Annotated in this window: 10 protein-coding genes; all 10 read right to left on the bottom strand. The window is 42.6% G+C overall.

The annotated features are described in order from the left end of the window. Positions 1-45: 45 nt before the first annotated feature. Positions 46-1,224, bottom strand: a complete 1,179-nt coding sequence (locus DRED_RS02140) for an acetyl-CoA C-acetyltransferase (RefSeq protein WP_011876786.1) — start codon at positions 1,222-1,224, stop codon at positions 46-48. 670 nt (positions 1,225-1,894) lie between these two features. Then, positions 1,895-3,982, bottom strand: a complete 2,088-nt coding sequence (locus DRED_RS02135; RefSeq protein WP_011876785.1) for a sigma-54-dependent Fis family transcriptional regulator — start codon at positions 3,980-3,982, stop codon at positions 1,895-1,897. Between the two features lie 160 nt (positions 3,983-4,142). Then, positions 4,143-5,741 carry a peptide chain release factor 3 gene (locus DRED_RS02130; protein WP_011876784.1) on the bottom strand — a complete coding sequence of 533 codons (1,599 nt, stop codon included), beginning with the start codon at positions 5,739-5,741 and terminating at the stop codon, positions 4,143-4,145. A gap of 217 nt (positions 5,742-5,958) precedes the next feature. Further along, on the bottom strand, positions 5,959-6,210 hold the full coding sequence (locus DRED_RS18495; protein WP_156779559.1) for a hypothetical protein: 252 nt from the start codon (positions 6,208-6,210) through the stop codon (positions 5,959-5,961). Positions 6,211-6,746: 536 nt separating this feature from the next. After that, complete coding sequence (locus DRED_RS02120) at positions 6,747-7,763, bottom strand: aminopeptidase (RefSeq protein ID WP_011876782.1); 1,017 nt, start codon at positions 7,761-7,763, stop codon at positions 6,747-6,749. 15 nt (positions 7,764-7,778) lie between these two features. Then, positions 7,779-8,888: a DUF917 domain-containing protein gene (locus DRED_RS02115; protein WP_011876781.1), complete on the bottom strand. Its 1,110-nt coding sequence runs from the start codon at positions 8,886-8,888 to the stop codon at positions 7,779-7,781. An 18-nt stretch (positions 8,889-8,906) separates the two neighbouring features. After that, complete coding sequence (locus DRED_RS02110) at positions 8,907-9,950, bottom strand: aminopeptidase (RefSeq protein WP_011876780.1); 1,044 nt, start codon at positions 9,948-9,950, stop codon at positions 8,907-8,909. 32 nt (positions 9,951-9,982) lie between these two features. Further along, positions 9,983-10,954, bottom strand: a complete 972-nt coding sequence (locus tag DRED_RS02105; RefSeq protein ID WP_011876779.1) for an ABC transporter ATP-binding protein — start codon at positions 10,952-10,954, stop codon at positions 9,983-9,985. Further along, complete coding sequence (locus DRED_RS02100; RefSeq protein WP_011876778.1) at positions 10,954-11,928, bottom strand: ABC transporter ATP-binding protein; 975 nt, start codon at positions 11,926-11,928, stop codon at positions 10,954-10,956. The genes DRED_RS02105 and DRED_RS02100 overlap by 1 nt, the downstream gene beginning before the upstream one ends. 12 nt (positions 11,929-11,940) lie before the next feature. Then, positions 11,941-12,828, bottom strand: coding sequence for a nickel transporter permease (gene nikC, locus DRED_RS02095; RefSeq protein WP_011876777.1), 888 nt, complete (start codon positions 12,826-12,828; stop codon positions 11,941-11,943). Positions 12,829-12,839: the final 11 nt, after the last annotated feature.

Genomic DNA, 12,839 nt, shown 5'->3' with positions numbered 1-12,839 from the left:
GCCCCCCGATTCATTTATTTTTATTGTGGAAATGATGGTTTTATGCTACTCAACTTTAATCATCATGGCATCACCCTGGGCTGCTCCACTACAGATGCAAGCAATCCCATATCCACCACCACGTGCCCGCAGAGCAAAGGCCAGGTGCATAAGGATTCTGGCTCCGCTGGCTCCGATGGGGTGACCAAAGGCAATTGCTCCACCATCTACATTGACTCGTTTGGTGTCCCAGTTAGTAATCTTGCCGCTTGTCAGAGCTACGGCTGCAAAGGCTTCATTAGCCTCTATCAGTGCAATATCATCTATGGACATACCCTTTTGTTGTAAAAGTTTCATTGTAGACAGACCGGGAACAGTTGCAATATAACGAGCTTCCTGGGAAACCTCAGCATGTCCAACAATGGTGGCTAAGGGTTTGATTCCTAGTTCCATTGCTTTGTCGCGGGACATAAGAACCAATGCACCTGCACCGTCATTAACACCGGGTGCATTACCTGCTGTGACAGTCCCGTTCTTGTCAAAGACTGGTGGTAATTTGGCTAACCCCTCCATAGTAGTGTCCGCCCGAGGACCTTCATCCGTATCAACAATGGTTGTACCCTTCTTGCTCTTTAGCTCCACAGGAACTATTTCTTCTTTTAAACGACCAGCTTTTATTGCATCAGAGGCATATAATTGGCTCCGCAATGCCCACTCATCCTGAGCTTCCCGACTCAAGCCAAATTCACTAGCTACCTCTGATCCATGAATAGCCATATGTCTATCATAGAACGAGCACCAAAGCCCATCATTAACCATCAGATCCACAGCACTTGAATTCATCATACGGGAACCCCAACGCATACCGGGCAGAAAATAGGGCGCATTGCTCATGCTTTCCATACCGCCTGCAACCGCAATATCTATTTCACCCAGCCGAATTGCTTTATCGGCTAATGATACGGTAATTAACCCAGAGGAACAAACCTTATTTACTGTTATCGATGGAACTTCCCATGGCAAACCTGCCTTGCGGGTTGCCTGACGAGATGGAACTTGACCGCATCCACCCTGGAGAACTTGACCCATATAGACGTAGTCAATTTGCTCAGAGGATACACCAGCACGTCTGATTGCTTCAGCAATGGCTATCCCTCCAAGATCCACAGCCTTTAGTGACTTTAGTCCGCCACCGAATCGGCCAAAGGGCGTTCTTGCTGCACTCACTATTACAGTTTCCTTCATTTCAGCACCTCACTTCTTTCTTTCACACCTTTTCTGAGAACTGAATAAAAAGAGCCCCAATAGATTAAAAATCATTGGGGCTCTAGGCTCTCTTCTCAAAAAAGTTGCTATTTGGGTTTATACAAAGAGCATATTTAAATTTAGATATTCGCAAAGCCTATGCCAAAGGTGTTTTGCATTGAATAATCCCCGTAACTCGGCGTTTTAACATAGAACAGCATTTGTTCCTTTATTAACGATCATTACATTTTTGAAACATTTCACCATACTATTGTATAAGTTTAAAAATTTTGTCTAAACCAATTAGGGGTTTATTTTCTCTTCATTTCAGTTGTTGTGGTACTTTTCAGTATATTTAGAATATTTAGTTTTTGGTTTTGCTGCAAATTACGACCTTTTTTTGATTGTTTCAATATTGAAGTGTCCGTTTCAATATTGAAACAAATTAACATTATTATTATTTTTCAAGCCTACTCTTCTCATTAAATCAAAAAATTTTTAATTAAATAGTTAAGATTATTTCACTGGGCTTTTACAAAATTGCATGTACGCAAAAAAACACTTATCAAACAAACATAAAAAAGGGAGTGGTTTATACCCTCCCTTTTCTGAACTAAATGAACAAGCTGATTGTTATCAGCATAGCTATATTGTATTTTTTAAGAATACTTCATAGTTCTTGGGTAATTCCATATTTGGCTGCCTTTCTTACAACAGTAGCAGCAGATACTTTTAATGTCTCAGCCATCTGACGAATAGTACGGAACTCTGCATAGGCTCGTTCCAATACCTGTTTCTCAACACTTTCGACCGCATCTTTTAGGGGCATAAGACAAGAAACTTGTACACTGGCTAAATTGTCTGGATTGTTTCCCTTAATATTGGCTGGCAAATCATTTATTGTTAATAAATTCCCTGTAGTAATTACTATCAATCTCTCAATAAGGTTCTCTAGTTCCCTGATATTACCGGGCCAGTCATACCGTAGGAAAAGATCAACCACTTCTGGTGTAATCCTTTTATTAACCTTATATTTTCTATTGAATATCAGCATGAAATGGGTGACAAAGGATGTAATTTCTTCCTTCCGTTCTCTAAGAGGCGGCACATTAACAGGCACAACATTTAAACGGTAATACAAATCCTCGCGAAATTCTTTTTTGTCAACCATGTCCTTTAGATTACGGTTGGTTGCAGCCAAAATACGAATATTAATTTTTAGCGGTTTTTTCCCGCCTACACGGACAATTTCCCTGCTCTGTAAAACCCGCAAGAGTTTAACCTGAAGATTTAATGGCAATTCCCCAATCTCGTCAAGAAAAAGAGTTCCCCCGTTAGCTAGCTCAAAATATCCAGCTTTACCTTCTTTACTGGCCCCTGTAAAGGCACCAGATTCATAACCAAAAAGTTCTGACTCCAGTAAGTTTTCTGGAATTGCCCCACAATTTAATTTGATAAATGGCCCATCCCGCCGATTACTATTAATATATAAGGTTTCCGCAATTAATTCTTTACCTGTTCCTGATTCTCCAGTGATTAAAATGGTAGAATCAACCCCGGCTAATCGAATAATGAGTCCTAAAAGATCTTTCATTTTTTCCGATTTAATCACAATTCTGTCTGAGCCAAAATAGCTCATAGTACGCAATTGACTTTGATAATGTTGACTTAAGCCCCGGGCCTGTTCTAGTTCTTTATTTAATTGATTGAGTTCTGTAATATCCCTAACGTTGCAAACAACTCTAAAGATGTTACCGTTTTTATCAAAGACCGGGTTGCCAGTGGCCAAAGTTGTTTTGCCCGCCCTGTATTCTTGAATAATCGAGACCGTTTCCCTTCGCTTTAAGGCCAGAACAGCTACCGACTCAGAAACCACACCTTCCTTCATTATATCCTCAGCATACCGCCCCAGGAATTCTTGGGCCTTTAGGCCAGTTATCCTCTCATACGCCTTATTTAAACGAAGAGTTAACCCCTTCCCATCTGTAATATAAAGTCCATCAAAGGAGGATTCAATAATTGCCTGTAATTCCTCATTTAATTCTTTAACACTCTCTAACTCCCTTGATACTTTCTCCATTTCGGAAATACACTGAAGTACCGCAACAGCCCCAATTACCTTATTATCTTTTATGATTGGTGAACGGTTAGAGATATAATCATTATCATTCAACTTGACCTTCTGCAAAAGTTCTACATTCCCCGTACGTACAACCTCAGCCAGTCCACTGTTTGGAAAAATTTCAGCAATATTCTTACCCTTTACCTCTTGAGCTTCCTTACCAAGAAATTTCTCTGCTGCCTTATTAAATACGTTAATTTTTCCTTCTTTATCAACTGATACAATTAAGTTTATCGTGGAGTTAATAATGGTTTCAAGCTCACAGGAAATAGCCCGATAAAAGTCAAAAAACACCTTTGAGAGATTGCTTCTGGTGATCATGCTAGTAACTCGATCTTCATCAACAATGGGCAACCATTCAAAATCCTCATTTAAAAGATCTTCCAACTCATCATCTAGGTGGCCGATTTTGTCTGCCGGGATCATCAACTCTGCTACAGAAGTATTCACATTTAAGCCCTCATTTACTAGTCGGTAAATCTGATCTTTGGTAAAAAGGCCCATGATCTTCCCTTCTGCATCGATAACGGGTGCTCCGTCCACCTGATGTTTTAGGAAAATTCCCACTACTTCCTGGACAGTTTGCTCCGGGCTCAAAGCAATGGAATGCAATGTATTGATTTCTCGAACTTTCACATGCAACACCTCAACTCTAACTTATCACAGGAAAGCCTTAAATATAAGTCTTACTTTTCTGAAATATTAATATTTTTTTAAAAATAATTCAAATTCTATTTGACTTTTAATTTTTCTTACAATAAAAAAGAGTCTCAGGAAATTCCTGAAACCCTTTATCTTAAAGTGCTGTACCCTTAGTCGGTGGATGTTCTAAATAGGATACCTCTTTATGTCGTTCGGCTTCCCAATTAAAGGCCCATTCATTGCGGAACAAGACCACAAAATTATCATCGTCATCCTGTACCACCATATTGTCCATACTCTTTAAATCCCGGGGTGTTAGGTTTACCCCCACAGCCCAGCGGGCCAAAGTAAAGGGTAGGTGTTCTAGACTTATATCAACCCCATACTCATGGGTTAAACGATGTTCCAGCACATCAAACTGCAATACCCCTACCGCTCCAATGATAGGAGATTCTAGTCCAATATCCGGGTTGCGGAATCGTTGGGCCGCCCCTTCATTGGTTAACTGCTCAATTCCTTTTACAAATTGCTTTCGTTTCATGGCATCCCGCAGATGCACTCGGGCAAAAAGTTCCGGCTGAAATTTAGGGATGGCCTCGTAAGAAAAGCTACTTTTCTCGGTTAGAGTATCACCAATTCGAAAAATTCCTGGATCAAAAATACCAATAATATCTCCCGGGTAGGCCTCATCAATGGTGGTGGCATCCTGGGCCATAAATTGCTTTGATTGGGCCAGCCGAATGGTTTTACCGGAAGGCACATGTTTTACCGTCATACCCCGATGGAAAACTCCGGAACAAATCCGGACAAAGGCTATTCTATCTCTATGTGCCGGATCCATATTGGCTTGAATTTTAAAAACAAAACCAGAGAACTCCGATTGATTTGGCTGTATAACGCCAACACTGGATTCCTTTTCATGGGGTGCCGGGGCCATTTTTATAAAGGAATCCAAAAAGGCTCCTACTCCGAAATTGGTAAGCGCACTACCAAAGAAAACAGGGGTTAATTCGCCACGAGATACAAGATCCATATTAAAGGCATCCCCTGCCAAATCTAAAAGTTCAAGATCTTCTTTGAGTAATTCATAAACTGATTCACTCATGGTCTCCACAATGGCAGGATCTGAAAGATCACCAACCTTTGTCGGTACAATGGTGGTACCGTGACCGGCACCAGTAAAAAGTTCTATTTTAGAGGTTGCCCGTTCGTAAATGCCTCTAAATTCCTTGCCCCTACCAATGGGCCAGTTCATGGGATAGGATTTAATATCCAACACCTTTTCTAGTTCATCCAAAATGTCTAGGGGTTCCTTACCATGCCGGTCCATTTTATTAATGAATGTAAAAATAGGAATACCCCTTTTGCGGCAAACATGGAACAATTTTTTGGTTTGCTCCTCTACCCCTTTTGCTGCATCAATCAGCATGACAGCACTATCTGCAGCCATCAGAGTTCTATAGGTATCTTCACTGAAATCCTGGTGGCCTGGGGTATCCAAAATATTTATTTTACAATCTTTATATTCAAACTGCAGTACACTGGAGGTTACTGAAATACCCCTCTGTTTCTCCAGTTCCATCCAGTCCGACACAGCATGCTGCTTGGACTTGCGGGACTTAACTGTACCAGCCAACCGAAGTGCTCCACCGTACAGGAGAAGTTTTTCTGTCATTGTTGTTTTACCGGCATCCGGGTGGGAGATAATCGCAAAGGTTCTGCGCCTTTGAATTTCCTTTTGAAAATCACTCATTATTATTAAATATCCTCCGTTTGGACTAACTTTTTAATGTTTAAACTTAAATTGTATTTAAACAACAAATTTAATTATACAATAACCTTTACAATATGAAAATTTTTATATCCATTTTCTTTTGAAGAAAAACAAAGATAGTTTTATACGTTACCATAGAAAAAAACGAAACCATCTCCCAGGTTAATCATGGGGATGGTTTTTTAATCTAAAATATTTACTGGCAATCTTCCTCTTTAATCAAATACTCTTGCTTGCACAGCAGCATTGTCACCATGCAGGATAAGATAGGGATAACTGCCAACTGCATAAGAACACTGAAGGGTGTAATGTCTAAAGCGACCTGATAGAAAAGTAGTTTGTTACCAGAAATAATATTACTAACCGCCAAAATCCCTATATACAGTATTCCTAAGATACATTTTTCCTTATCAGCTAAATAGTGTCCATGTTTATAGCAATAAATCATATAGAACCAGGAGTTCAAGATAATTAAAAGCATTCCAAAAACCAAAAATAGTAAAGATTTATCTGTTCTGACAGAGTGTATAACATAGACTCCTAATGTGTTTATTATTCCAAAAACAGTACCATGAACAATAATTTTCTTATTTACAAGCAGGGTTTGAGAAATGTTTAACACCACCTTTCTAAGGATGTTATTTTTATTATATATGAAGTCCCTTGAGTTTTGTCAGGCAAGCGACAAAGTTTTGTTATAATTTTCAGAAAATATTGTTTTGTTTACTATTATTGAACCCTCCAAAAACTGTAACGCTTCAAACCCTCTGTGAATACTGTATGGTAATATTAACCACTCGAGGATGATTTTTATGTTTGAATGTAATGCCCCCACTATATAAACAGGTAATCAAATACAAAAGAGGCCGCAGTTGTAAATCTCTCCTAGCTTCCCGCCAATATCCAGAGGCTAGGTAAATGCATTCCATAGAAACATAAAAGCTGCCGTATGCATAGCACAGGCAGCTTTCTTTAAGCAATGATTTATTTACCTATAACAAGCGCTCCATCTAAATACAGCCGGGGATGAGGGAGAACAAAATCTTCATGCAAATCGGACTCTGTAACACCGCCCATATGTGAGCTATCTCCAACAGCTATATGGATAGTTCCTTTAATTTTTTCCGCTTCCAGAACATTATCTGGTTTCTTAGCCTTGGGATTGGTACCAATACCCAGTTCCGCACAATTTCTCCGGTGCTTAAAACTCTCATCGCCAAAGGAGAAGAGCTTAGTAAATTCCTCCCCAACTTTGCCGCCACCCTGCAGGGATACCACATAGCCGTCCTTAAATTCCAGAACCATATCCTCTTCCAGGCCAGGATACCATCCCTTGGGTACGACGAGTTTGCCGTTGGCAGTGCCTTCCACCGGGGCAGTAAAGGCCTCGCCGCCGGGCAGGTTACCCCACTCCCCTTTTACATCATAGATCCCTGAATCGGGCCCTCCTTCTCGGTTTTCAATACTAAAAGTCAAGTCCGTTCCCAGGTCCGTAGTCACCCTGGCTGTCTTGGCTTTGGTCAGCATGGCTGCAATGGTTTCTGTTTCCCTACGTATTTCTTCGTAATCCACCGCCATTGGACCATCCGCAAGAAACATGGCATACTCAATGCCCGGCATACTGGCAACCCTGGCACCCCTTTGGGTTGCCCTTTCCCGGGTATTGGTGTGGGATAGAGAATGGCTGGTCAATAGGATAATAACATCATACTCCAAGAACCTCTCGGCCACATCCTGTGAGGGTTCTTTGCCGCTTTGTCCTGTGGAGGGGAAAACCATGTAATCAATTTGGTTGCCTGTAAATTCTTCCCGGGCAATATCATAGACCTTTCTGGCAAAAAGAGATCTTGTGGCCATATCACTGATCTCCCCATAGTTCATTTGCCATTCTTCAGGTCTAGGTACATCATTAACAATCAGAACCTTTTCTCCTGTCTTGAGTCCCATGTTCACTTTGAACATGGAAACTACGCCAGATCTAATTTCTTCTGTTTTGATCATTGTTCTCACTCCGCATTAGCCAATTTTTTTCTCCACCGGCAAATACTCAATATTATAGCCAAAATGCTTGGGTCCAAAACAGTCCAGTCCCTTCTCTGTCCGCCACTCCGCCGGAGCGGGCAGAGCAAAGACCGCAACATTCATGCCTATCTGATAATTGGGATTGGTAACAGGTTCCTTGTTATCCTCGCAAACCATGCAGATGAGGTCCGGCACGGTTACATCCACTTCCCCATTTCGCCAGGCAATAATGTGTTCGTTTTTATACCATATTTTATAGGTGGAGCCTGTATAATCACCTGTACCTTCCAAATAGGTCTCCCCCACTGTGAAACCATCTATGGTATCCCAACCAAAATCTTTAACGGTTCCCTTAAAGAGCAGGTAGCCCTTGCCAGCTTTGCACAATGCCTCTGCCAGGTCATTGTTTTCCTCCCTTGCTTCTCGGTAGGCTTGACCCAATTTCAAAGCATAGGTAATGGCCCCGGGAATTACAGCCTTTCTTAGGTCTTTAGCAGAAGCAGGGTGATCCACCACACCAATGGAGTTTTTGCTGACCACTGCCATGGCCCGAACTAAAGCTTCTGCCCGAAGGTCATTCGCCACTTCTTTGAGGATAACTACATCACCAAATTCATTGGCCACAGCCATTGGTGCGATGGGTAAATTGTTAATATAGTAGGTAGAATGCTGTAACTCCGGAACGGATCGACCGGCGGGATCTGCATCAATAATATATTTTCCTGCCATAGCCCCTACATAAAAGGCCTTAGCCGTATTGCCACCACCTAATTCCGTGGAGACCACACCGTAAAACTCCTTGCCCATATATTCTTCCATTGCCCTAAAGGCCCTTAGGGAAGGTTCCTCATCCAACACAGCCAGCCCTACATACTTACGCTCTTCTTCTTCAGTAAGGGGAGAGATGGCACCACACATATAGGGTGTGGCAATATAGGCATCATCAGGCACTTCAGACAGATCCACCAGGATAAATTCCTTGCCCCTGTCCAGAGCGTCGTCAATCATAGTCAGACCTTCTTGCAAAGCTCCACCGCCACCGGTGCCAAGAATCGTGCACCCATATAATATATCATACAAATCCTGTTTGCTTAATTTTTTCATGCCTTTCACCTCTTGTTGTTATTTCTTTATTCTTTCAGCCATTTCTTTTAATTCCGGGTGAACGATAGCACCCTTATCCATGATTTGTTCTCCATCCAGCCAAACTGAGGAATTGAGGCAAATGCCATCACAGTGGGACTTTGCGTTAATGCCATCCGGCGGACCATCTTCAGCGCTGAGGTAACCTAGGCCCCATTCCGTACAGCCCCATACCCTTTCATCCTCCAAAATATTGCCGGTTAGTTTCGCACCGGGGTTGAAACCGTAGCAGCCATGGGCCACTCGGAACATATTGGGATCGTCAAAACTCTCCAGCCAGGCTTTAAATTCCATAGCCTGCTGGCCCCCGCTAATTTCAACCACTCTCCCCTTGTCCACCTTCATAACCACAGGCTCTTTTAATAGCCCGCAGGGGGGTACCAGAGAACCATCAAAGACCAGGGTGCCGTTAATACTTTCAGAATCCGGGAAGAAAGAAATTTGCCCCCCCAGCATATGAACACCCGGTGTGGAGACATCCCCATCATCACAAATGATCTTTCTACTAGGTACAAACTCATATTCCAGATCGGTACCTGCAGGGGTTGTGATACGCATCCTTTTTGCCTGGGCTGTTATATCCGTTACCCTATGCTGGAATAAAGACAAAGCCTTGGCATCAACCCTGCCAATCACCCTGACCATCATGTCCACATCCATACCCACCAGGCAAATATAGCGGAGCTTTTTATTTTTCTCAAAGGCCATTTCAAAGGGGGTTGAATAAAGCAACCACTGGTTATTAAACTCTACCCAGGCATCGGCATGACTTAAGGCCCCTGCCAGAGCTTCCACCGGTAGCATTGGGTCCGCTGCTTTTCCTACCCCCTGGGGAGCTGGCAACCAGATAACCATTGGTTTTGCTCCCACAGCAAAGGCGCTGCTGGCCGTAGCATTGACAACCCTTTCATCGGATTCTGAGTCAGCAGTGATCACGATTGTTTCTCCGGGCTTGAGATTAAACATATGCCGCATTAAAACGTCCGCCGCCTTCTGCAACTCATATTCATAAAACTTGGCCATATGTAATGCCTCCATTCTATTGAGATCATTGGTTAGTTGTTATTTTTATGGCAGGCAGCCAAATGTTGATTTCCTAAGTTTTTTAACACAGGTTCTTTGGATTGACATATTGGTGTGGCTTCTGGACATCGGGTATGAAATCTGCATCCCGCCGGTGGGTTAATGGCACTGGGCACATTTTCATCCAGAGTCACCAGGGAATCGACTCCTTCGGTTTCGATATCCGGAATGGCAGCAAACAATGCCCTGGTATAGGGGTGGGCCGGATTATTGAACACCTCGTCTGCACTCCCATACTCCACCAATTTACCAAGATACATAACGGCAATTTTATCTGACATATAGTTTACAACGCTCAGGTCATGGGAAATGAGGATATAGGTCAAACCAAACTGGTCCTTAATATCCTTTAAGATATCCAGAATTTGGGCTTGGGATAGAACATCAATGGAAGAGGTGGGCTCGTCCAATACAATAAATTTGGGTCGCAGGGCCAGGGACCGGGCAATGGCAATTCTTTGTCTTTGCCCCCCACTAAATTCATGGGGATATTTGTAAACACCATCCCGGGGTAAGCCTACCATTTCTAATAGTTCGGCAACCTTTTCGGCTAATTCTTCCGTGGAGGGATTGCCATGAACCTTTAAAGGTTCCCCCACAATATCTCTAATCAACAGTCTGGGGTTTAAGGACCAAAAGGGATCCTGAAAAACGATCTGCAGATGCTCTCTTAACTTTCTTAATTCCTTTTGATTTAGGGCAAAGATATTCTTACCTTCAAAACAAACTTCCCCGGCCGTTGGTTCTTCCAGTCGCAACAGCACATTAACCAGAGTTGTCTTACCACAGCCTGATTCCCCTACTAAACCTAAGACTTCTCCCTTTTCCAGTTCAAAACTAATACCATCCACGGCTTTGACCCAGGCAGTTGGCTTTGCTAAAAAGTCACCCCTTAAAGGAAAGTGCTTTTTAATATCCTTAACCTGTAAGAGTGGCGTACTCATTAAGGTTCACTCCCTTCTAGCCCCAGGTGACAAGCAACAAAATGGGTTCCCTCTATGGGATGAAGCGTAGGGCTTTGATTCTGACAGTTTCCTTGCCGCTTCAGGCACCGAGCGTAATAGGTACATCCCCCGTTACATTCTGCACCATCGGTTGCGATAAGTTTCTTGAGATCAATTTTTTCCTTTTTACTCTTGGGTATGGTATTCAGCAGGGCCGTGGTATAAGGATGTATTGGATTTCTTAATACATCACGCACTGTACCCTTTTCCACAATTTTCCCTTCTTGTAGAATGGCCACATGGTTACATACCGCAGAAACAAGTCCCGGGTTATTGGCGATAAACAACACGGAGACCTTTAACTCTCTTTGCAATTCAGCAATAAGCTTTAAAATGCCAGCCTGGATCGTAACATCTAAATTTCTTGTGGGTTCATCGGCAATGAGAAGTTCCGCCCCACAGGATAGGGCAATGGCAATAATAATGCGCTGACGTTGACCACCACTTAACTCGTGGGGATATTTATCAATAATGCTTTTCGCATCGGGAAGCTTGACCAAATCAATGGTTTCCAGAGCAATTTTTGCTGCTTCTTTTTTGGCCACACCTCGGTTGTGTTGAATAACCTGACGTAATTGTTCACCTACCGTAAAAACGGGATTTAAGGTGGACATGGGGTCCTGGAAAATCATTGAGATTTTTTTACCCCGGATTAAACGCATATCATGCTCGGACTTTGTAATAAGGTCCATGCCATTAAAAAGGATTTTCCCACTTTCCACAATGGCAGGGGGCATGGTCAAAAGTTTAAGAATAGTGAGGGCAAGCACGGTTTTACCAGAACCACTCTCGCCAATCAGACCATAGGCCTCTCCCTTTTGGATAGCTAAATGCTCTATATCTAGTACCCTTTTTTGCCCCTCAAAGGTTTTAAAACCGACTTTAAGATCTTTTATCTCGAAATAGTGATTCATCTTTTAGCACTCCTAAAGCTTACGGGTTTTTGGATCCATGATTTCCCTCAAACCATCACCCAGCAGGTTAAATACTAGTACCGTGATAAAGATGGCCAATCCTGGAAAAATACTGTACCACCAGGCATTTAAAAAGTAATTCCGGCTGGTACTTACCATCAGTCCCCAGTCAGGGGTTGGGGGTTGTGCACCTAAACCCAGAAAACTTAAGGAAGCGATGGTTAGAATGACGCCACCAATATCCATTGATGCCTGTACGATAACAGGTGCAATACAGTTTGGAACAATATGATTAAAAATAATTTTAAAAGGCGGAGTTCCAATGGCCCGAGCTGCTTTAACAAACTGCCTTTCCCGTATGGAAACAGCCTGTCCTCGAATAAGCCGGGTATACCAAGGCCACCAGGATAGGGCAATGGCCAACATGGCATTATGAAGACTGGGTCCCATAAAGGCAGCAATGGTAATGGCTAACAGCAGTGGCGGGAAACTGAGAAAAATATCGGTGATTCGCATAATTAATTCATCAATAAACCCACCAAAGAAGCCAGCAATGGCACCCAAGGGGATACCAATACATAAAGCCAATCCCACTGCCAGCAAAGCTGTCTGCAAAGAGATCCGAGTACCGTACAGGACACGGCTAAAGATATCTCTGCCTAGCTCATCGGTACCAAAAAAATATTGGGCCGATGGGGCCAGAAGTTTATCATGGGGGTTGGTCTCCAGACTGATATGCTGCGGATAGGGCACAATCAAAGGAGCCACCATGGCCATAACCAGTAAGGCCAATACAATGATTAACGATAAACGGGTGAGCTTGTTTCTGTTGAGTAGATATAAAGAAAATCTCATTTCTTTAATCCGTGGTTTTAAAGCTTTTACTACAGTTAAAGACATCCTTTCACCCC

The sequence above is a fragment of the Desulforamulus reducens MI-1 genome, assembly GCF_000016165.1.
In the GTDB taxonomy this organism is placed as follows: domain Bacteria; phylum Bacillota; class Desulfotomaculia; order Desulfotomaculales; family Desulfotomaculaceae; genus Desulfotomaculum; species Desulfotomaculum reducens.
Note: the sequence above shows the minus strand (reverse complement) of the source record. Positions and strands in the feature narration are given on the sequence as shown.

What these genes read in the sequence shown, in the direction of transcription:
- DRED_RS02140 (WP_011876786.1), bottom strand. Translation starts at nt 1,224, where the DNA reads ATGAAGGAAACTGTAATAGTGAGTGCAGCAAGAACGCCCTTTGGCCGA.
- DRED_RS02130 (WP_011876784.1), bottom strand. Translation starts at nt 5,741, where the DNA reads ATGAGTGATTTTCAAAAGGAAATTCAAAGGCGCAGAACCTTTGCGATT.
- DRED_RS18495 (WP_156779559.1), bottom strand. Translation starts at nt 6,210, where the DNA reads ATGATTTATTGCTATAAACATGGACACTATTTAGCTGATAAGGAAAAA.
- DRED_RS02120 (WP_011876782.1), bottom strand. Translation starts at nt 7,763, where the DNA reads ATGATCAAAACAGAAGAAATTAGATCTGGCGTAGTTTCCATGTTCAAA.
- DRED_RS02115 (WP_011876781.1), bottom strand. Translation starts at nt 8,888, where the DNA reads ATGAAAAAATTAAGCAAACAGGATTTGTATGATATATTATATGGGTGC.
- DRED_RS02110 (WP_011876780.1), bottom strand. Translation starts at nt 9,950, where the DNA reads ATGGCCAAGTTTTATGAATATGAGTTGCAGAAGGCGGCGGACGTTTTA.
- DRED_RS02105 (WP_011876779.1), bottom strand. Translation starts at nt 10,954, where the DNA reads ATGAGTACGCCACTCTTACAGGTTAAGGATATTAAAAAGCACTTTCCT.
- DRED_RS02100 (WP_011876778.1), bottom strand. Translation starts at nt 11,928, where the DNA reads ATGAATCACTATTTCGAGATAAAAGATCTTAAAGTCGGTTTTAAAACC.
- nikC (WP_011876777.1), bottom strand. Translation starts at nt 12,828, where the DNA reads ATGTCTTTAACTGTAGTAAAAGCTTTAAAACCACGGATTAAAGAAATG.